Source organism: Xanthomonas sp. NCPPB 1132, from assembly GCF_056629235.1.
In genome coordinates, this window is record NZ_CM152819.1 from 618958 (window position 1) to 638331 (window position 19374).

At 72.2% G+C, this 19374-nt stretch carries 17 protein-coding genes and 1 pseudogene; 4 read left to right on the plus strand and 14 right to left on the minus strand.

Annotated elements, in window-relative coordinates; all coding sequences use genetic code 11:
* The first annotated feature begins 55 nt into the window (after positions 1–55).
* Together AC1G9L_RS02710 and AC1G9L_RS02715 are read left to right on the plus strand one after the other, a co-directional pair.
* Entirely contained in the window at positions 56–982 is a 927-nt protein-coding gene (locus AC1G9L_RS02710; RefSeq protein ID WP_481070229.1) for an oxygenase MpaB family protein, read from the plus strand.
* Between the two features lie 181 nt (positions 983–1163).
* The gene (locus tag AC1G9L_RS02715; RefSeq protein ID WP_481070230.1) at positions 1164–4061 is read left to right on the plus strand and encodes a bifunctional diguanylate cyclase/phosphodiesterase; all 2898 of its coding nucleotides are present in this window, start codon (positions 1164–1166) and stop codon (positions 4059–4061) included.
* On the opposite strand, the gene AC1G9L_RS02720 is transcribed toward AC1G9L_RS02715, so the two are convergent.
* The 12 genes from AC1G9L_RS02720 to AC1G9L_RS02775 all read right to left on the minus strand — a co-directional run bounded on the left by AC1G9L_RS02720 (position 4051) and on the right by AC1G9L_RS02775 (position 15538).
* Complete coding sequence (locus AC1G9L_RS02720; protein WP_481070231.1) at positions 4051–5064, minus strand: Rieske 2Fe-2S domain-containing protein; 1014 nt, start codon at positions 5062–5064, stop codon at positions 4051–4053. The genes AC1G9L_RS02715 and AC1G9L_RS02720 overlap by 11 nt on opposite strands.
* Before the next feature lie 43 nt (positions 5065–5107).
* Positions 5108–6295 (minus strand): diguanylate cyclase, encoded by a 1188-nt coding sequence (locus AC1G9L_RS02725; protein ID WP_019800820.1) that lies wholly within the window; start codon positions 6293–6295, stop codon positions 5108–5110.
* Between the two features lie 142 nt (positions 6296–6437).
* Positions 6438–7544 (minus strand): hypothetical protein, encoded by a 1107-nt coding sequence (locus AC1G9L_RS02730; protein ID WP_019800819.1) that lies wholly within the window; start codon positions 7542–7544, stop codon positions 6438–6440.
* A complete protein-coding gene (locus AC1G9L_RS02735) occupies positions 7541–8722 on the minus strand; it encodes an ATP-grasp domain-containing protein (protein ID WP_481070232.1) in 1182 nt (393 codons plus the stop codon). The genes AC1G9L_RS02730 and AC1G9L_RS02735 overlap by 4 nt, the downstream gene beginning before the upstream one ends.
* Complete coding sequence (locus tag AC1G9L_RS02740) at positions 8715–9563, minus strand: MBL fold metallo-hydrolase (protein WP_019802129.1); 849 nt, start codon at positions 9561–9563, stop codon at positions 8715–8717. Before AC1G9L_RS02740 ends, AC1G9L_RS02735 begins: the two co-directional genes overlap by 8 nt.
* Positions 9560–10537 (minus strand): NAD-dependent epimerase/dehydratase family protein, encoded by a 978-nt coding sequence (locus AC1G9L_RS02745; RefSeq protein ID WP_481070233.1) that lies wholly within the window; start codon positions 10535–10537, stop codon positions 9560–9562. Before AC1G9L_RS02745 ends, AC1G9L_RS02740 begins: the two co-directional genes overlap by 4 nt.
* 1 nt (position 10538) lies before the next feature.
* Positions 10539–11555, minus strand: coding sequence for a 3-oxoacyl-[acyl-carrier-protein] synthase III C-terminal domain-containing protein (locus AC1G9L_RS02750; protein WP_019802467.1), 1017 nt, complete (start codon positions 11553–11555; stop codon positions 10539–10541).
* 109 nt (positions 11556–11664) lie between these two features.
* Positions 11665–12111, minus strand: coding sequence for a GNAT family N-acetyltransferase (locus AC1G9L_RS02755; protein WP_019802466.1), 447 nt, complete (start codon positions 12109–12111; stop codon positions 11665–11667).
* Between the two features lie 84 nt (positions 12112–12195).
* Positions 12196–12897: a glycosyltransferase gene (locus AC1G9L_RS02760; RefSeq protein ID WP_481070234.1), complete on the minus strand. Its 702-nt coding sequence runs from the start codon at positions 12895–12897 to the stop codon at positions 12196–12198.
* Positions 12898–12962: 65 nt separating this feature from the next.
* Positions 12963–13958, minus strand: coding sequence for an aldo/keto reductase (locus AC1G9L_RS02765; protein WP_209031545.1), 996 nt, complete (start codon positions 13956–13958; stop codon positions 12963–12965).
* Between the two features lie 54 nt (positions 13959–14012).
* The gene (locus AC1G9L_RS02770; RefSeq protein WP_481070235.1) at positions 14013–14432 is read right to left on the minus strand and encodes a carboxymuconolactone decarboxylase family protein; all 420 of its coding nucleotides are present in this window, start codon (positions 14430–14432) and stop codon (positions 14013–14015) included.
* Positions 14433–14470: 38 nt separating this feature from the next.
* Entirely contained in the window at positions 14471–15538 is a 1068-nt protein-coding gene (locus AC1G9L_RS02775) for an aldo/keto reductase (protein WP_481070236.1), read from the minus strand.
* A 144-nt stretch (positions 15539–15682) separates the two neighbouring features.
* Between AC1G9L_RS02775 and AC1G9L_RS02780 the strand changes: the two genes are divergently transcribed.
* On the plus strand, positions 15683–16594 hold the full coding sequence (locus AC1G9L_RS02780; RefSeq protein ID WP_019801855.1) for a LysR substrate-binding domain-containing protein: 912 nt from the start codon (positions 15683–15685) through the stop codon (positions 16592–16594).
* 191 nt (positions 16595–16785) lie between these two features.
* Here AC1G9L_RS02780 and AC1G9L_RS02785 read toward each other — a convergent pair whose 3' ends face one another.
* On the minus strand, positions 16786–17355 hold the full coding sequence (locus AC1G9L_RS02785) for a flavodoxin family protein (RefSeq protein WP_209031548.1): 570 nt from the start codon (positions 17353–17355) through the stop codon (positions 16786–16788).
* 107 nt (positions 17356–17462) lie between these two features.
* Positions 17463–18367 (minus strand): annotated as a pseudogene (locus AC1G9L_RS02790) (LysR family transcriptional regulator).
* A gap of 140 nt (positions 18368–18507) precedes the next feature.
* Here AC1G9L_RS02790 and AC1G9L_RS02795 point away from each other — a divergent pair.
* On the plus strand, positions 18508–19314 hold the full coding sequence (locus AC1G9L_RS02795; RefSeq protein WP_481070237.1) for a DODA-type extradiol aromatic ring-opening family dioxygenase: 807 nt from the start codon (positions 18508–18510) through the stop codon (positions 19312–19314).
* The last annotated feature ends 60 nt before the right edge of the window (positions 19315–19374 follow it).

The following is a 19374-nucleotide window of genomic DNA, read 5'->3' on the forward strand; positions in this document are numbered from 1 at the left end:
GCGCGCGCCATACGCCATCGCACGGCGCTGGCGCCGCCTCCGCTACCATCGGGGCATGTCCTCGCTGCTGCGCACCCTCTCCGCTCCGGCCACCACCCAGATCCGCCGCTGGGTGCTGGGCGCGTTCCCGCGCGAACGCGATGCCATCGACTACGACCAGCCGCTCGGCGATGTGGGCCTGTTCGGTCCGAACAGCGTCACCTGGCGCATCCATGCCGAGTTTCCCGGGATGCTGGCCGGCGGGCTGTGCGCGCTGCTGCTGCAGACCCTGCACCCGCTGGCGCTGGCCGGGGTCTACGACCACTCCAACTTCCGCGAGGACCTGGTCGGGCGCCTGCGCCGCACCACCCAGTTCGTCGCCGCCACCAGCTACGCGCCCACGGACGCGGCGCAGCGCCAGATCGCCCGCGTGCGTGCGATCCATGCGCGGGTGCGCGGCCACACGCCCGACGGACGCGCCTACGCGGCCGACGATCCGGCGCTGCTGACCTGGGTGCACGTGACCGAGGCCTACGGTTTCCTGCAGGGCTACCGCCGCTATTGCCGCGCGGTGCCGACCGCGATCGCCGACCGCTACTACGACGAAGGCCGGCGCGTGGCCGAGGCGCTGGGCGCGCGCGCGGTGCCGGCCAGCGAGGCGGCGGTGCTGGCCTATTTCGAGCGGCAGCGGCCGCTGCTGCGGGTGGATGCGCGCTCGCGCGAGGTGCTGGCGGTGCTGTCCGGCCTGCGCCTGCCGGTGCCGGCGCCGGGGCTGTCGCGGGAACTGTTCCTGGGGGCCGGCGCGGCGCTGCTGCCGCCGTGGGCCAGCGCCCTGCTGCGGCAGGCGCGGCTGCAGCGCACCGGCCCGGCGGTGCCGGCCTGGCTGCTGCAGCAGGTGGCGCCGCTGTTCCGGATTGCACTGCACGACGGCATCGCCGCGCGCGCGTGTCGCCGTGTCGGGTTGCCGATGCAGCAACTGGCGCAGTGGCCTGCGATGGACTGAACACGTTTATCTGTGTCGCTTAGTCCAGGATTGCGTCACGCAAGGTCAAGATCGCCGGTCCCAAGCCGCTGTAATCTGCACCTACGTCAGTCCTCCCTTTTCGATGCCGCCGAACCCGCTCGCCGACAGGAAGCGCGACCGTCGCTTTCGGCACAGCCTGCGGCGCGTCACGCGCGCGCCGGTGCGGGCGATCGCGACCTGGGGGCTGGTGCTGGCGGTGGTGCTGGCCGCCGGCCTGGTGCTGGTGCTGGCGCAGGACCGCCATTACCGCCTGGTTGCGGCGCAGCGGCAGAGCCTGGCGTTGGCTACCGGCACCGACCGCCTGCTGCAGTTGCAACTGGACAATCTCGGCCAGGCGCTGCATGGCGAGGGCCTGGGCGCACGGGCGCTGCTCGCGGAGGCGCCGGCACGCGCCCCCGACCTGATCGACGCCTCGCTGCACGGCCTGCTGGTGCGGCATCCGGAACTGCGCGACGTGGCCTTGCTGGATGCGCAGGGCCAACGCCGTTTCGGCGGTGCTGGCGATGCGGACGTGCGCGCCTGGATGGCGCGCGCGCGCTGCGGTGGCCGGGTCTGCGTGAGTCCGCCGCTGCGCCTGGCCGATGGCGAGGCAGTGGTGCGTGTCGCCGTACCCTGGGAGACGGACGGGTGGGTGGTGGCGCAATGGCGGGTGGCTGCGCTGCAGCGCATCGTGCAGGGCACCGACAGCGGGCGCGAGGGCATCGTCGCGTTGACCGACGCGCAAGGTGTGCTGTTGGCCGCGAGCGGCCCGCTCGCGGCAGGCCGGCCGCACCTACCGCAGGCGTTGGCGCAGCCGATGCCGCATGGCGGCGCGCTCGGCGTGCGCCGCGACGTCTTCGATGGAACACCGCGGATTCTCGCGATAAGCGGCGGCGGTGCCTATCCGTTGCTGGCAGTGGCCGGCGTGGGGCTGCGCGAGACGCTGGCGGGCTGGTGGTGGTTCGTTGCGGCGGCGGCGCTGGTCTATGCGCTGTACCTGCTCGGCCTGGCCTACCTGCTCGGCAGCCTGCGCCGTGCCGAGCGGCGCCAGCGCCACCTGCTGCAGCGGCTGCGTCGCGGCGACGAGGACCTGCGCCTGGCCCACGGCATGGGCGGCATCGGCACCTGGCGCATCGACATCGCGCAGCGCGTGCTGCGCCTGTCCGAGCCGACCGGGGCGATGTTTGGCCTGCAACGCATGCAGATGCCGATCGAGGCGTTCCTGGAGCGGCTCCACGTCGAGGATCGCGCGCGGGTGGAGCAGTTGTACGAGGACGCCGCGCAAGGGCGCGCGGACTACAACACCGTCTATCGCATGCACCTGCCCGACGGCCGCCTGCGCTGGCTGGCCGCGCGCGGCGCGCTGGTGCGCACGCGCGATGGCATGTGCATGACCGGTGCGGTGCAGGACGTCAGCGACCGGGTGGCGGCGCAGGCGCGCCTGCTCGATGCCGAGCGGCAGTTCCGCCTGGTGTTCGACCGCAATCCGCTGCCGTACTGGGTGTTCGCCGTCGACAGCCTGCGTTTCCTGGAAGTGAACCAGGCGGCGGTGCGCCAGTACGGCTACAGCCGCGAGGAATTCCTGGCGATGGACCTGCTTGGCCTGCGCCCGGCGGAGGACGCCGAGCGCTTGCTGCGGGACGTGCGCAAGCCGCGCGAGGGCTTCGACGCGCCGAGCGTGTGGACCCACCGGCGCAAGGACGGCAGCCTGCTGTCGGTGTGCATCCACAGCGCCGACCTGGAATTCGGCGGCGTGCCGGCGCGGCTGATCCTGGCCGAGGACGTGACCGAACGCCTGGCCCACGAGCGCGAACTGGCCTACCTGGCACGCCACGAGTTCAACACCGGCCTGCTCAAGCCGCGCGCGATGGCCGAGGCGCTGCGCGTGCAGCGCGGCGGCTATGCCATCGCCTACGTGCAGGTGCGCGGCTTGGCCCTGATCGGCGACACCCTGGGCCGCGCCGCCGGCGACGCGGTGCGCAGCGCGGTGGCCGGTCGCATCCGCACGCTCGGCGAGCGCTTCGGCCTGAGCGCGCACCAGCCGGCGCAGGATTTCGTGCTGGCGATCCTCGACCCCCAGCTCCTGCCGCAGGCCTTGCAGGCGCTGCAGGAGGCGCTGCATACGCCGGTGCAGGGCGGCGAGTTCGCCCAGCAACTGCAGGCGCACATCGGCGTGGCGCTGTGTCCGGACGATGCCGCCGATGCCGACGAGGCCATCGGCAGCGCCGCCCAGGCCGCGCATGCGGCGCAGGCCGAGGGGCGCAGCCTGGTGCGCTTCGACCGCGCCATGGCCGCGCGCACCGGCGAACGCCTGCGCCTGGCCGGACGCCTGCAGCAGGCGATCGAGCGGCAGGAATTCGAGCTGCATTTCCAGCCGATCATGGACGCGGTCAGCGGCGCGCCGCGCGAACTGGAAGCGCTGATCCGCTGGCCGCAGGCCGATGGCGGCTTTATCGCGCCGGACACCTTCATCCAGTTGTGCGAGGACACCGGGCTGATCCTGCCGCTGGGACGCTGGGTGATGCGCGCCGCAGCGCGTGCGCGCCGCGAACTCGCCGACCACGGTTGGCCGAACCTGCCGGTGGCGGTGAACGTGTCGGCGCTGCAGTTCTTCGATGGCGATCTGGTCGCCGACCTGGTGCAGGCGTGCGCCGAGGCCGGGCTGGCTGCTGACGGCCTGCAGTTGGAGTTGACCGAGAGCAGCCTGATGCGGCAGCCGCAGCAGGCCGGCGAAGTGCTGCGGCAACTGCGTGCGCTGGGCGTGCGCGTGGCCCTGGACGATGTCGGCACCGGTTTCTCCAGCATGGCGTATCTACGCGACCTGCCGCTGGACACGCTGAAGATCGACCGCAGCTTCGTCGCCGAGGTCGACCGCGATCCGCGCAACGCCTCGATCTGCCAGGCGCTGCTGACCCTGGGCCATTGCCTGGGCCTGGACGTGGTCGCCGAAGGCGTGGAAACCGAGGCGCAGCTGCGCTGGCTGCGCGCGCACGGCTGTGGCGGCGTGCAGGGCTATCTGCTCGGGCGTCCGGCCCCGTTGGCGACGGTGCTGCAGCGGCTCGGCGCGGTCACAGCATGATCTCCACGTCGTGGCCGCTGCCCGGCGCCGGCAGCGGCTCGCCATCCCAGTAGCGGCGCAGCGGTTCGCGCACCAGGTCCAGCGCGGTGGAGGCGCCGCGCGCGCCGGGATAGCGCTGCAGGTTGCGCGACTGCAGCGCGAGCATGCGCCGGTCCTGCTCGCCGACCCGACGCAGCAGCGGCCACACCAGTAGGCGTACCGCCCACGCCGGCGCCCAGCGCCCTTCCACGTGCAGGCTGGCGAAGACCTCGGTGCTGCGCACGTCGAGCGGGGTGAAGTGCAGGCTGATCCGCACGCGGCCGCCGCGCGCATAGCGGTACTCGATCTGCGCACTGCCGGGTGCGGCGAAGTGCGCACGTTCCAGCGTGCGCGGCGATTCGAACAAGCGGTACAGCCAGCCGCTCTGTGCTGCGGCGCCGCGGTAGTCCACGTGGAAGCCTTCCTCGGTGTGGCGCAGTTCGGCGCGCATCGCGGTGCGCGCGCCGCCGCGCCGCACCAGCCCCGGATGCAGCAGATGGGTGTGCAGCGGGTCGAGGAAGTTCTCCAGCGCATCGACCACGTGTGCGTCCCAGCGGGTGCGCCACAGGAAGCGCCGCGCCGACGGCTGCAGCGCCTGCACCAATTGCGATGGCGCGTTGGCGCCTTCCGGATCGGGGCGCAGCCAGATCAGGCCGTCGTGCTCGCGTGCGGCGAAGGCGCGGACGCGCACGGCCGGCGGCGTCTGCCCCGGCGGCAGGCCGGGAATCTCGCGCAGCGCGCCGCTGCGGTCGAAGCGCCAGCCGTGATACGGGCAGGACAGCCCGTCGCCGGTAGCGCAGCCGGCCGACAACGGCGCGTGCCGGTGCGGACAGCGGTCCTCCAGTGCGAGCAGGCCGCCGTCGGCGCAACGCGCGATCGCCGCATGCCGGTCCATCACCGTCACCGCCAGCGGCTGCCGCCGAAACGCCGCGGCGGGTGCGACGGCGAACCAGTGTCGGTACAGCGACGGATGCCAGGCGCTCATGCCGGCGGCGTGGCGCGGATGGCGTGCCGCGCGCCCGGGGCGCTCATGCGACGGTGGTGCCGGCGATGCGGTTGCGGCCGGCGCGCTTGGCCGCGTACAGCGACTGGTCGGCGGCCAGCACCAGGGTCTGCCAGGGCGCTTGCGCGCGCGGCGACAGGCAATAGCCGATGCTCACCGTGCACACCGGCGATGCCTCCGCTGCAGCGTCGATCTGCTGCTGTTCGATGCGCCGCCGCAGGCGCTCGGCGAGGTCGCGCACCTGCGCCTCGTCGCCATGCGGCATCAGCACCATGAACTCCTCGCCGCCGATGCGCGCGAGCAGGTTGGGGGTGTGGATGTGCTGCGCCAGCGTCTGCGCGATGGCGACCAGCACCTGGTCGCCGATCGCATGGCCGAAGCGGTCGTTGATCGCCTTGAAATGGTCCACGTCGATCATCAGCACCGCGATCGACGCCTGCCTGCGCGCGGCATCGTGGGTCGCCGCCTCGCCACGCTCCCACATCACCCGGCGGTTGGTCACCCCGGTCAGCGGATCCTGCGAGGCGTGCCGCCGCAGTTCCGCGTTCATTTCGCGGGTCAGCATCCACAGGAAGCCGGGGGTGATGCTGGCGGTCAGCACGATGCGCGAGAGCAGGCCGAAGTTGGTGGTCGGGTCGTAGCTGGTATCGGCATCGGGATGCAGCGCCCACCAGGCGATGCGCAGTCCCACCATGCCCGCCCACAGGAAATGGCAGACGGCGGTGAAGCGCGCCGCCGAGCGCACCACGCTGTCGGCATAGCGCCACAGCGCAACGGCCGTGGCGGCGGTCAGCAGGCCGCGCACCATGCCGCCGAAGATCACCATGATCCGGTGATCGTGGTTGGCGTAGTACAGGCTGTAGAGCTCCAGTGCGCACAGCAGCGCGACCGGCAACAGCAGCGTCCATTGCAGCAGCGGACGCCGCAGATAGGCGTTCACCGCCACCAGCGCCAGCATGGTGGCCACGTCCAGGATGACGTTGCCGATGTGGTTGACCCAGAAGTTGGTGACGTTCCAGGCCGGCGCCAGCAGGATGCCGAAGCCCAGGGCGAACACGCCGTAGCTCAGCGCCAGCAGCAACAGGCTGCGCGCGTGCCGTTCCTTGCGGCCGGTGACGTACAGGGCCAGGAACATCGCCGAGGACACTGCCGCGAGCAACGCGTTGACGATCAGCAGGGTGCCGGCATGGGCCAGATGCGCAATCCATTCCACAGATGTTCCGGGCCGCAGCGGCGATGGGGTGTTGCAGGTGCGGCAAAGTATAAGGCAGCGTGTGTGCCTGGAATTCGGCAAGGCACGCCGAGTTCGTGCTGAAAACGGTTACGGAGTGCAAAACACGGGGTGCGGACCCCAGTCACAGCCGATAGCGGCGCATCAGCGGCACGCCGATGCGCCGGGTCAGCGCGCCGAGCGCGGCGATCGGCTGGCGTCGCCGCAACGGCAGGTGCCGCGCATCGACCGCGCTGTACTCGATGACCGGCACGCCGCCGCGCTGGCGCTTGAAGCTGGCTGCGCCGGCGCTCTGGTTGAGGCGCTGGCCGTACCGTCGCGCATGGTCGATGCCGCAGGCGGTGAGGGTGCGGTACAACGCCAGCCGCTGCGGCAGGCGCAGGTCGTAGCCGACGATCGGCGCGGTGACGGTGCCGCCGATGCCGAACAGCCCGGTGATGCACACCAGTTGCCCGGCGTCGTCGCGGAAGCCGTCGAAGCGCAGCAGCCCGGCGCGGTGCCAGGCGCGCAGGAAGCCGGCGTGGTAGGCCGGATTGCAGCGCGAATATTTTTCCAGATACAGCTGCGCATACAGCGCGGCGATACGCGGGTAGTCGGCCTCGCCGATGGCGTCGTTGCCGCAGCGCTGCAGGTCGCGACGATCCACCAGCTTGAGATCGCGGGCCAGGTCGCGATGGCGCAGCAGTTGCGGCCAGTCCTCGTACAGATAGACCTGGCGGCTGCCGATCAGGGTGAAGCCCTCGGCCTGCAGCGCGTGCAGCCACTGCGGCGTGTCCACCACGTTGAGCGAGCGGAACCACAGCGCGTGGTCGGGCCAGCGCGTGCGTGCGGCGTCCAGCAGCGTGCGCAGCCCGGTCGGCGGCAGCGGCGGATACAGGTTGGTGGACAGCAGCCAGTTGTTGAGGGTGACCGCGCGGTCGATCCGTGCCCAGTCCAGCCAGGCGCCGATGCCGCCGCACAGCCCGCGCACCGACGCGGCCAGTGCGCCGGGCAACAGCCGTGCGGCTTCCTCGGCGGCGTAGTCGGCGTAGGTGGTGCGCGGCGAGCACACCCAGGCGTTGCCAGGGTGGCGTTCGCCGACCGTCACCGGCAGCGCCAGGTCACCCGCCTGCAATACCTCGATGCGCGCATGTGCGTTGTCGGCCAACTGCTGCGCGTCGCCGCCGGCGTGCAGCGCGGCGAAGCGTTGCAGCTGCGCAGCGTAGTCGGTGGCGGCGTCGCCATGGCTCATGGCGGCGGCAATGCCTCGCCGTCCCACTCGGTATCGCGGGTGGCAGCTTCGCGCACGCTGCAGCGTTGTGCCAGCGCCAGGCGCGCGTGGCTGCCCAGGTCGCACAGCGTGCCGACCAGCGGCCAGCGGTCGCCGCGCGGCGCCAGCACATCCTCGGCGCGTGCGTAGTCGTGGCGCCACTGTCGCAGCCGGCCCTGGCCCAGCGCCGCCGGCAAGGCCGCGCCGAGCATCAGCATGCCCAGCATCGCTGCGCGGTCGTCGGCCGGGCGCAACGGCGCCGGCGCCGCGCTCGCGTCGCCGCACAGCAAGGCCACCAGCGGATCGCTCGCGGCGAACAGGTGCAGGCCGCTTGTCGCCCGCGGATTGCATTCGATCACGCTGCAGCGCCCGTCCGAAGACACCATCCAGTCGAAGGAGATCTGCCCGGTGAAGTGCAGCGCCCGCACCAATTGCGCGGTGAAACGCTCGATCTGCGGATCCGGCGCCGCGTCGAAGTAATAGCTGGAACTGCGCCGCAGCCGATAGCGCGGGCGGTACACCGCATGCGCCAGCAACATGCCGTCGCGCGCCAGCGCATACGAGCAACGTTCCTCGCCCGCACAGTAGCGCTGCGCGACCCAGTCGCCCTGCGCCGGCAGCGGCGCGGCATCGGCGGGTACGCCTTGCGGGTACAGCCGCACATGCACGCCGAAGCGCGAGAACTCCGGTTTGAGCACCAGCGGTTCGGAACCGGCCCACTCGCGCGCCTGCGCCAGGCTGCGCACGCGCACGCTGGCGGGCACCTCCACATCGCTGCCGAGTCCGCGCGCCAGTTCCATAAAGTGGTACTTGCTGTGCAGCGTGCGCAACGTGTCGAAGTCGTGCAACGGCAGCTGCAACTGCGCCGGCAGCGCACTGCGATAGCGGGCCAGGTAGAACACTTCCTCGCAGGTCGGCACCAGCACGTCGAGGCGCTGGCGCGCGAGCAGGGCGTTGAGATCGGCGAGCCAGGCGCGCGGCGCATCGCGTGCCGGTGCGATGCGGTGATGCCCGGCCACCGCGCGCGACCAGCCGGAGATGCGGCTGGCGACGCTGTCGGCCAGGTGCACCCGCCAGCCCTGCGCGGCGAAACGGCGCGCCAGATCCAGGGCGACCGGCGCGCGCGCGCCGGTGATCAGCACACCGGGTGCGTCAGCCATGCGTGTGCTCCGCCGATGTCGGCCGCCATTGCCGGCAGTGCGAGGGCACCAGGCGCACCTGTGGCGCGGCCTGGCGCAGCGCATGCAGCCGCGCCAGCGTGTCGCGGTACACGCGATGCTCGCCGAGCAGATGGGTGACCAGCGCCGGCGGTGGCGTGCCGTCGGCGAGTGCGGCGCTGGACCAGGCCGCATCGGCGATCAGGAACACCGGGCCCTGTGCGTCCTCGAACCACAGCCCGTAATGGCCGGGCGCATGTCCGGGCAGCGGCACCAGCAGCACGCTGGTGTCGCCGAACAGATCGCGTGGCGTGCCGAAGTCGCGCAGTTCCGCGGGTACCGGTGCCGCGGGCAGCGCCTCGATCCAGTGCATGCGCGGACGCGCACCGTGCAGCAGTGCCGGCAGGAAGCCTTCGCGCAGCGCGGCCAGCCGGCCGCGGCGCTGCAGATCGTCCCAGGCCTGCTGTGCGCAGGCCAGGCGCGCGTGCGGGAAATCGGCGACGCCGCCGACGTGGTCGCCATGGAAATGCGACAGCACGATCCAGCCGATGCGGTCCGCATCCACGCCGTCGCGGACGAGTTGTTCGCGCAGCGATTGCCCGGGCGCGAGGTGCACCGGGGTCAGCCAGCGGTACAGGCGCTCGGGGAAGCGCGCGGTGGCGTCGAAGAAGTGGGGCGAATAGCCGGTGTCGAACAGCAGGTCGCCATGCTGCGGATGCTGCAGCAGTGCCGCCAGTGCCGGAAACGGACACGGTGCCAGCGGCGCGCCGCGGCGCGTGGCGCGCTCCGGATGCGTGCAGTGGCCTGCCTCGTACAGCCGCCACTGCAGCCTGGGCGCGCTCATGGCCGCTCCAGCGCAGCCAGCCCGGCCTCGGTCGACAGCACCGGCACGTAGCCGAGCTCGCGGCGGGCGCGGCCGATGTCCAGCGTCTGCGAATAGCCGAGCACGCCGATGCCATAGCGGCTGAGCCGCGGCTCCGGCTGCCCGGGTCGGCGTAGCGCGATCTGCTCGCCGAGCGTGGCCAGCGCCAGCGCCGGCCCGCGCGGCACCGGCAGCAGCCGCACGCGCAGCCGCAGCACCGCGAACAGTTCGGTCAGCAGGTCGCGCACCGCGATCGGCACGCCGTTGCTGATGTTGTAGGCGCGGCCGTCGCCGATGTGTTCGGCGCGCAGCGCGGCCAGCGCCGCGGCCACCGCGTTCTCCACACAGCACACGTCGATCATCGCGCGGCCGCCGTGGACCAGCGGGAACCAGCCGCGCTGCGCCACCGCCAGCAAGCGCGGCACGATCGCGTTGTCGCCCTGGCCGAACACCGCGCGCGGACGCAACACCACCGCCGGCAGTCCGGCCGCTGCGGCGGCGCGCACCTTCTCCTCGGCTTCCCACTTGGTCTGCGGGTAGCCGCCGATCCAGCGTGCAGGCGGGGTGAACTCCTCACGCACCTGGTATTGGTCGGCGAAACGAAAGTAGATGCTCGGCGAACTGAAATGCACGAAGCGGCGCACGCGTGCGGCCAGCGCGGCGGCGAGCAAACGCTCGGTGGCGACCACGTTGGCCAGGCGGAAGGTCTCGGCGCTGGCCCACGGCGCCGACAGCGCCGCGCAGTGGATCACCGCATCGCAGCCGTGCAGCAACGGCGCCAGGTCGTCGCGGCACAGGTCGGCGCGCTGCACCTCGATGCGCGGATCGCCAGCGAAGGCCGCCAGTTTGGTGGTGTCGCGGCCGCTGGCACGCACCGGCACGCCGGCCTCGGCCAGGGCGCGCACGATATAGGCGCCGATGAACCCGGACGCGCCGGTGACCAGGACGCGGGCCATGTCAGTAGCGCAACACCGCGCCGCCGAACGCCAGCCCGGCGCCGGAGCCGACCAGGCCGATCAGGTCGCCGCGGACGATGCGGCCGCTGGCGATCGCCTGGTGCAGCGCGCCGGGAATCGACGCGGCCATCTGGTTGCCGCGGTGGCCGATCACCTCGATCAGCGCATCCGGCGCCAGCCCCAGCGCCACGCGCAGATGGCGCAGCGCCTTGGCGCTGGCCTGGTGCGGCACGATCCGCCGCAGCTGCGCCAACTCGACCCCGGCCTGCGCCAGCAGCCGCTGCAGGAAGCCGGGCAGCTTCGCCGCGGCCAGCCGGTAGGTGGCGCGCCCGTTCATTTCGAACTGCGAGCCGGCGCGCAGCGCGTCGACGCCGTGATCCAGGCGCAGCCGGGTACCGCCAGCGCGCACGCGGCAGTGGTCGATGCCTTCGGAATAGGTTTCCAGGCGCGCGGTCAGCAACTGCGAACCGCTGCTGCCGTCGTCGGCGCCGAGCACCACCGCGGCGGCACCGTCGCCGAACAGCGGCGCGGTGTCCGCATCGTCCGGGTTGAGGCCGACGCTGGCGATCTCGCTGGAGACGATCAGCACGCGGCGATGGCGGCCGGCGGCGATCGCGCAGGCCGCCAAGTCGAGTGCGGCGATGAAGCTCAGGCAGGTGGCGTTGATGTCGAAGGCCGGGATGCCGCTGCCCTGCAGGCCCAGCCGTGCGTGCAGCAGCGCCGCGCTGCACGGGATCGCCTGTTCCATCAGGCTGCAGGCGCTGATCACGCAGTCGATCTCGTGCGGCTGCAGTTGCGCCGCGTCCAGCGCCGCGCGCGCGGCGCGTTCGCCCATGAAGGTGGCCGGCTCGTCGGCGCCCGCATAGTGGCGCGTGGCGACCCCGGTATGCCGCAGGGTCCAGCCGGCGGGCTTGCCCCAGCGCCGGTCGAAGGCCTCCGCCTGCACCTGCTGCGTGGGCAGATACTCGCCCGTGCCGAGGATGCGCAGCGCGATGGGCCTGCTGGTGTGGACGCTCATCCGTAAAGCTCGCACAAGGGGCGCGCAGCGTACTGCCAGCGGCTCGGCGCCGGCAACCGGCCTTGTGGAGATCGCGCCGCTGTCTGCGGCTGGCGACCCCAGACAATCCTCAATCGCGCAGCGACTTGGCGAAATACTTGGGCGCTTCGACAAAGCCTTCCCGCCGATAGAAGGCGTGCGCCCGTTCCCGCCGGCTGTGGCAGTGCACCTCCAGGCGGTCGCAGCCGCGCTGCCGCGCCAGCGCCTCGCCCTCTGCCAGCAAACGCTGTCCCACCCCGGCGCCGCGCGCACGATCGTCCACGCAGAAATAGCTGATGCGGCAGATGTCGCCAGCCAATGCCAACTGCGGCAGAAAGTGCAGCGACAACACACCCAGGACGTCGTCCCCTGCGGCGGCCACCAGCAAGGCCGCGTCCGGATGTGCCAGGAGCTGCGCCAGGCGGGTCTCGATGAAGTCCTCGGTCCCGGCATAGTCCAGCGCTGCCATCAGCGCCACGATCGCCTGCCGGCCCGCCATCGCCGCGTTCCTGATGTCCAGGGTGCTGTTCTCGCGCATTTGCAGAGCGTAGGAAGTCGCCCGCGTTCGGCGCAACCGCTTTGCCTACCGGACGCAACCTGCTGTGCGGAAATGGGCGGCGCCCTAGCGCCCGCGGCGCTGCCCGTACCAGAAGCCGAGCGCATCGCGCGAGCGCAGCATGCCGCGGCCGCGACGCAGCAACTGCAGCAGCAGCCCCAGGTGCTCGCGCTTGCTGAAGCTGCGCAGCTTGCGGTCGGAGGTGTGCACCGGCGCGCGCAGGATCACGAAGCGTCCCTGCCGCGCCAGCGCGCGGCTCAGCGCCACGTCCTCGCCGGCGTAGTAGCGCTCGTCGAAGCCGCCGGCGGCGACGAAGGCGCTGCGCGTGCAGAACAGGAAGCAGCCGGGGGCGATGCCGGCGCAGCGGAACAGCCAGCCGAACAGCGTCTGCGCCAGGCGCTCGTACCAGGCGATGTCGCCGAGCAGGCGCACCTGCGCGCCACCCCCGACCACGCCGGTGCCCAGCGCGCGCAGCGCGGCGGCCAGCAGCGGGGTGTTGACCCGGGTGTCGGCATCGACGAACAGCAGGTGGCGGCCACGGCTGGCGGCGGCGCCGGCATTGCGCACGGCGGCGATGTGCCGCAACTCCACCTCCAGCACCTGCGCGCCGTGGCGGCGCGCGATTTCGGCGGTGGCGTCGCGGCAGGCATCGGCCACCACCAGGGTCTCGCAGTCCAGCCGCAGCGCCTGCGCGGCGACATGCAGCGACGCCAGCGTGTCGCCGATCAGGGCGGCTTCGTCGTGCGCGGGGACGATGAAGGAGATCACCCCCGCATCATGCGGGGCCGGCGCGGCGCGGGCAATCGACCCGCGCCGCGGCCGGGGGGCGCGGTTCAGCCCTGCAGCGCGCCGCGCGAGGCGGCGGGATAGCGATGGCCGGCGGCGGCATCGGCGGGGAAGATCGCCTCGATCTGCGCCAGCTCCTCGGCGCTCAGCTTCACCTGCAGCGCGCCCAGGTTCTCTTCCAGGTAGGCCAGGCGCTTGGTGCCCGGGATCGGCACCAGGTCCTCGCCCTGCGCCAGCACCCAGGCCAGCGCCAGTTGCCCCGGGGTCACGCCCTTGGCTTGCGCCAGTTCGCGCACGCGCTCCACCAGTTGCAGGTTGCGGGCGAAGTTCTCGCCCTGGAAGCGCGGCGAATGGCGGCGGTAGTCGTCGGCTTCGAAGTCCTCCGGCGAACGGATCGCCCCGGTCAGGAAGCCGCGGCCCAGCGGCGAGTACGGCACGAAGCCGATGCCCAGCTCGCGCACCGTCTCCAGCACGCCGTCGTGTTCCGGGTCGCGCGACCACAGCGAGTACTCGCTCTGCAGCGCGGTGATCGGGTGCACCGCGTGGGCGCGGCGGATGGTGGCGGCAGCCGCTTCGGACAGGCCCAGGAAGCGCACCTTGCCCTGTTCCACCAGCCGCGCCATCGCCCCGACCGTATCCTCGATCGGCACGTTCGGATCCACACGGTGCTGGTAGTACAGGTCGATGTGGTCCACGCCGAGCCGGCGCAGGCTGGCCTCGCAAGCGGACTGCACGTACTCCGGACGGCCGTCGATGCCGCGCGCGGCCGGGTCGTTGGGGTCGAGCTTGATGCCGAACTTGGTCGCCAGCACGACCTGGTCGCGGCGCCCGGCCAGCGCCTTGCCCACCAGCACTTCGTTGGTGTGCGGGCCGTACATGTCGGCGGTGTCGATGAGACTGACGCCGTGCTCGATCGCCGCATGGATGACCGCGATCGCGGCCGCGTCGTCGCTGCGGCCGCCGTAGAACGCGCTCATGCCCATGCAGCCGAGGCCGAGGGCGGAGACGCGGGGGCCGTTGCGGCCGAGGGTGCGGGTTTGCATGCAGATGCTCCTGAAGGGGGAGGGGAGGGAAAGCGTGGCCGCCGGGCGGTTCGCTCAGGGTGAGGATGCGCCCAGCGTGTCGCGGGCGACGGCCAGGGCGTTGAGCGCGGTGGGAAACCCAACGTAGGCGTGCAACTGGTCGAGCACGGCGAAGATCTCTGCACGGCTGGCGCCCGCGGCCTGCGCGGCGCGCAGATGCAGGCGCAACTGCGGTGTGGCGTGGCCGAGGCTGGCCAGCACCGCCACCGTGACCAGTTCGCGGGTCTTCAGGTCCAGTGCGCTGTCGGCGCGGTAGATCTCGGCGAAGGCGATGGCCGCGCCGCGGCCGCTCAGCGCGGTGTCCGCGGCGTCGGCCAGGGCGCGGATCGCCGCGCCCTGCTGCGCGCCCATCAGCGCGGCGATCTGCGCGATGCCGGCCGCTTCGGCCTCGGCCAGTGTGGTGCTGCCGGGCAATGCATGCGTTGGGGATGCCATGGAACGGTCCTGGTGTGCGAAGGCGACGGTCGCCGCGCTCAGCGCGGCTGGATGCGGGTGCCGCCGCTCAGCAAGGCCTGCGGGTTCGGCGAGGCCAGGAAATCGTGCGGGAAGCCCAGTTCGATCGCGCTGGCGGCATCCAGCCGCTGCAGCGCCTCGGCATCCAGGTGCAGGGTGAGCGCGCCCAGGTTGTCCTGCAGTTGCGCCAGGCTGCGCGCGCCGACGATCGGCATCGCCCCGCGCGCCAGCAGCCAGGCCAGCGCCACCTGCGCCGGCGAGCGCTGCAGCTCGGCGGCCAGCGCCACCACTGCCTCGGCCACCGCCAGCGCGTGCTCGTTGAAGGTGCGTTGCGAATGCGCGACCTCGGCGCGGCCCACGCCATCGACCTGTGCGCCGCCGGAGGCGGCCGCGCGCACCCGCGCCAGGTCGGCGGCGCCGTACTTGCCGGTCAGCACGCCCATCGCCAGCGGCGACCAGGCCAGCACTGACATGCCCAGCGCCGCGGCCATCGGCACCAGTTCGCGCTCGACCGTGCGCTGCGCCAGCGAGTACTCGATCTGCAGGGCGACGAACGGCGTCCAGCCGCGCAGGTCGGCCAGGGTCTGCATGCGCGCCACCTGCCAGGCGGGCGTGTCGGAGATACCGGCGTAGAGGATCTTGCCGGCACGCACCAGATCGTCGAAGCCGCGCATCACCTCGTCGATGCCGGTGGTGCCGTCCCAGGCATGCAGGTACAGCAGGTCCAGGTAATCGGTGCCCAGCCGCATCAGGCTGGCGTCGACCGAGCGCAGCAGCGCCTTGCGGTGGTTGCCGCCGCCGTTGGGGTCGCCGGGGAAGGGGTTGAGCGCGAACTTGCTGGCGATCACCAGGCGGTCGCGGCGGCCGGCGACGAAGCGGCCGAGCAGGGTCTCGGCGCTGCCGTTGGTGTAGATGTTGGCGGTATCGAGGAAGTTGCCGCCGGCATCGACGTACAGGTCGAACAGGCGGCGCGCCTCGGCTTCGTCCGCGCCCCAGCCCCAGTCGGCGCCGAAGGTCATGGTGCCCAGGCACAGCGGGCTGACGCGCAGGCCGGAACGGCCGAGCAGGCGGTAATGGTCGAGGGCCATCGCGGCGGTCTCCAGGTGAGGGTGCGGGGCACTGTAGGCGCCGCGTCGCCCTGGATAAATCCGGGCAATCCGCATGGGCTTTGAAGCTGTGCTACACAATGACCGGCGCCTGCTGCGTCCGTCCTACATTGCTGCCCGCCCGCCATGCACCGTCCCTCGCCGCTGTCCGCCGTCGTCGCCTTCGTCCGCGTAGCCCACCATGGCAGCTTCACCCGCGCCGCCGCCGAACTGGGCGTCTCGCCCTCGGCGCTGTCGCAGACGTTGCGCGCGCTGGAGGCGCAACTGGGCGCGCGCCTGCTCAACCGCACCACCCGCCGGGTCGGCCTGAGCGAGCACGGCGAGCGCTTCCTGCAACGGGTGGCGCCGGGTCTGGCGCAGATCGATGCGGCCTTCGCCGACCTGGATTTCCTGCGCGACCGCCCGGCCGGCACGCTGCGCATCAACCTGCCGCTGGTGGCCGCCGAGCAACTGGTGTGCCCGCACCTGCCGGCGTTCCTGGCGCGCTATCCGGAGGTCAGCGTGGAGCTGTATTCGGACCGGACCCTGGCCGACATCGTCGCCGGCGGCTTCGACGCCGGCATCCGCCTGGGCGAGAGCCTGGCGCGCGACATGATCGCGGTCCCGGTGGGCCCGCCGCAGCGGCAGACGGTGGTGGCCGCGCCGGCGTACTTCGCCGCGCATGGGACGCCGCACACGCCGGCCGAACTGGCCGCGCACGACTGCATCCGCTGGCGGCGCACCGACGGCCGCCTGCAGGCCTGGGAGTTCACCCGCGATGGGCACGATTTCCTGGTCGAAGTCGCCGGGCGGCTGGTGGTCAACGACACCGCGGTCGGCCTGGACGCCGCGCGTCGCGGCCTGGGCCTGGGCCAGGCGTTCGAATGGCAGGTGGCGGCCGACGTCGCCGCGGGGCGCCTGCAGCGGGTACTGGACGACTGGCACGCGCCGTTCGCCGGCTGGCACATCTACTACCCGGCGCGCGAGCATCTGCCGCCGAAGTTGCGTGTGTTCATCGATCATCTGCGTGCGGCGCATGCAGTCGGTGGCACGGCGTAGCGATGGCGCTGGCCGAGGGCCGGCGGGTGAAGTGGGAAGAGAGGGAACAGGCGGCGGTGCCGCAGCCGCGATCGCGGCGTCGAAAAGCGCCCGGCCGGCAAGGCCGGGCGCTGAAGGGGCATCGCGTCGCCGCGGGCACCGCGGCAGTCGCGATGCAGGGTGCCGCCCAGCGCGGGCGGCACCGAGGGGGATCAGCCCTTGAGCTTGGCCGCGAACTCGGCCACGCGCTTGCCGAGCAGGCGCGCGGTCTCCAGGTCGCCGCTGCGCGGCGCCTCGTCCGGGGACGCGTCGGACGGCGAGATCGCCAGCGCGCCGCCGGAGCCGGCGGTCCAGTTCACGTCGTTCGGGCCGTGCGCCTTGGTGTTGGACGGCAGCAGGCCGGTGCCGACCCAGATCTGGCCGTGCTGCTGGGCCAGGGTCCAGAAGTATTCGATGGTGGCGAACTTGTCGCCGTTGACCGAGGCCGAGTTGGTGAAGCCGGCGGCGATCTTGTCCTTCCAGGCCTGCGAGAACCACGGCTTGGAGCTGGCGTCGGCGAACTTCTTGAACTGCCAGGCCGGGCCGCCCATGTAGGTCGGGCTGCCGTAGACGATGGCGTCGGCCTGGCCAATGGCCTCCCAGGCGCCGTCGGGCAGGTTGCCGTCCTGGTCGATGCGGTACAGCGTGGCTTCGCCGACGCTGGCGGCGCCGGCGTGCACGGCTTCGGCCTGCTTGACGGTGTGGCCGTAGCCGCTGAAGTAGACGATCGCGATCTTGCTCATGCGCGGACTCCTGAAGGTGAGGGGGAAAAGCGCGGGCATTGTGCGCATGCCCGGCCGCCCCGATCAGCGCCATCGGCGGGATGTTGTGTCCGACCGCGCGCCGCGGTTCAGCTCTCGGCCGGGGAGCGCATCGTGCGGTCGATGCCCACTTCGACCAGGTAGTCGATGAAGCTGCGCACCTTCGGCGCCAGGTGGCTGCGGCTGGCGTACACCGCGTACACGCCGATCGGCCCGATCTCGTGGTCGGGCAGCACCCGCACCAGGCGGCCGTCCTCCAGCGCCGCCTCGGCCATGAAGTCCGGCTGCACGGTGATGCCCATGCCGGCGATGGCCGCCTCGCGCAGCACGTCGCCGCAATTGGCGCGCAGGGTACCGGCCACCCGTACCTGGGTCGCGCCGTCGGGGCCGTGCAGGGTCAGGTCGTCCTGCACGTAGCTGTAGCTGAGGAAGGGGTGGCCGGCCAGGTCGGCCGCCAGTTGCGGGGTGCCGGCGCGCGCCAGGTAGTCCGGCGCCGCGCACAGGAACGCCTGCACTTCGCCGAGCTTGCGCGCGATCAAGGTCGGCGCCACCTGCCGGGTGATGCGGATCGCCAGGTCGTAGCCTTCCTCGACGATGTCCACCAGGCGGTCGGACAGCGACAGATCGAGGGCGACCTGTGGATAGCGCGCGCTGTAGCCGGCCAGGCGCGGCCCGAGCCGGGCGACGCTGAAACTGAAGGGGGCGTTGATCCGCAGCGTGCCGGAGGGTGTCAACGCCTGTTCGCCGACCGCCGCCTCCATGTCGTCGAACTCGGCCAGCAGCAGCTGGCAGCGCTGGTAATAGGCGGCGCCGACGCTGCTCGGGCTGACCCGGCGGGTGGTGCGATTGAGCAGGCGCGAACCCAGGCGCTGTTCCAGCCACGCCACCTGGCGGGTGACGCTGGCGGTGGACATGCCCAGCGCGTCGGCGGCGGCGTTGAACCCGTTGCGGTCGACCACGGCACAAAGACCCGCATCGCCTCCAGCGTGTCCATTGTTTCGGTTCCTGAAATGGATCGTCGGCGGCAGGGTAATTTATTCCCGCAGATGGCGGAAATACCCTGGTCGCCTGCACGAACGCCCGGCGCTGGCCGCGCGCGCCACCGTGCCGCCCCCCACTGCGTGGAGACCTTCCATGGCGCGTTTGCCTTCCCTGTACATCTCGCACGGTTCGCCGATGACCGCGCTGCAGCCCGGCCTGGTCGGCACGCGGCTGGCGCAGCTCGCGGCCACGCTGCCGCGGCCGCGCGCCATCGTGCTGGCCTCGGCGCACTGGCTGGGTCGGCGGCCGCTGGTGGGCGCCGCCGCGCAGCCGCAGACCATCCACGATTTCGGCGGCTTCCCGCAGGCGCTGTACGCGATGCAGTACCCGGCGCCGGGCGCGCCGGCGCTGGCCCACCAGGTGGCCGAGCTGCTGGCGCAGGCCGGGCTGGCGCCAGTGCTGGACGAGCGTCGCGGCCTGGACCACGGCGTATGGGTGCCGCTGTCGCTGCTGTACCCGCAGGCCGACATCCCGGTGGTGCCGCTGTCGATCCAGCCGGAGCTGGGGCCGGAGCACCATCTGGCGCTGGGCCGGGCGCTGGCGCCGCTGCGCGAAGACGGCGTGCTGGTGATCGGCTCGGGCAGCATCACCCACAACCTGCACGACTTCGGCCGCTACGCCGAGGGCAAGGAGGTGCCCTACGTGCGTCCGTTCATCGAGTGGACCGAGCAGGCGTTGCGCCGCGACGACGTGCCGGCGATGCTCGACTACCGCCGGCAGGCGCCGTTCGCCGCGCGCGCGCATCCCACCGACGAGCACTGGCTGCCGATCTACGTGGCGATGGGCGCGGCCGGTGCGGAGGGGCTCGGCGCGCAGCGCATCGACGCCGGCATCGATGCCGGCCTGCTGGCGATGGATATCTACCGCTTCGACGGTACGGCGGTCCCGGTCGCGGCCTGAGTGCCGCGCGCCCGCCCGAGTCCGCATGACCTGAGCGGTTCATGGCGGTGAAGGCCGCAA

Coding starts and splice junctions, on each gene's coding strand:
- AC1G9L_RS02710 (WP_481070229.1), top strand. CDS start 56: ATGTCCTCGCTGCTGCGCACCCTCTCCGCTCCGGCCACCACCCAGATC.
- AC1G9L_RS02720 (WP_481070231.1), bottom strand. CDS start 5,064: ATGAGCGCCTGGCATCCGTCGCTGTACCGACACTGGTTCGCCGTCGCA.
- AC1G9L_RS02730 (WP_019800819.1), bottom strand. CDS start 7,544: ATGAGCCATGGCGACGCCGCCACCGACTACGCTGCGCAGCTGCAACGC.
- AC1G9L_RS02735 (WP_481070232.1), bottom strand. CDS start 8,722: ATGGCTGACGCACCCGGTGTGCTGATCACCGGCGCGCGCGCGCCGGTC.
- AC1G9L_RS02740 (WP_019802129.1), bottom strand. CDS start 9,563: ATGAGCGCGCCCAGGCTGCAGTGGCGGCTGTACGAGGCAGGCCACTGC.
- AC1G9L_RS02745 (WP_481070233.1), bottom strand. CDS start 10,537: ATGGCCCGCGTCCTGGTCACCGGCGCGTCCGGGTTCATCGGCGCCTAT.
- AC1G9L_RS02750 (WP_019802467.1), bottom strand. CDS start 11,555: ATGAGCGTCCACACCAGCAGGCCCATCGCGCTGCGCATCCTCGGCACG.
- AC1G9L_RS02755 (WP_019802466.1), bottom strand. CDS start 12,111: ATGCGCGAGAACAGCACCCTGGACATCAGGAACGCGGCGATGGCGGGC.
- AC1G9L_RS02765 (WP_209031545.1), bottom strand. CDS start 13,958: ATGCAAACCCGCACCCTCGGCCGCAACGGCCCCCGCGTCTCCGCCCTC.
- AC1G9L_RS02770 (WP_481070235.1), bottom strand. CDS start 14,432: ATGGCATCCCCAACGCATGCATTGCCCGGCAGCACCACACTGGCCGAG.
- AC1G9L_RS02775 (WP_481070236.1), bottom strand. CDS start 15,538: ATGGCCCTCGACCATTACCGCCTGCTCGGCCGTTCCGGCCTGCGCGTC.
- AC1G9L_RS02780 (WP_019801855.1), top strand. CDS start 15,683: ATGCACCGTCCCTCGCCGCTGTCCGCCGTCGTCGCCTTCGTCCGCGTA.
- AC1G9L_RS02785 (WP_209031548.1), bottom strand. CDS start 17,355: ATGAGCAAGATCGCGATCGTCTACTTCAGCGGCTACGGCCACACCGTC.
- AC1G9L_RS02795 (WP_481070237.1), top strand. CDS start 18,508: ATGGCGCGTTTGCCTTCCCTGTACATCTCGCACGGTTCGCCGATGACC.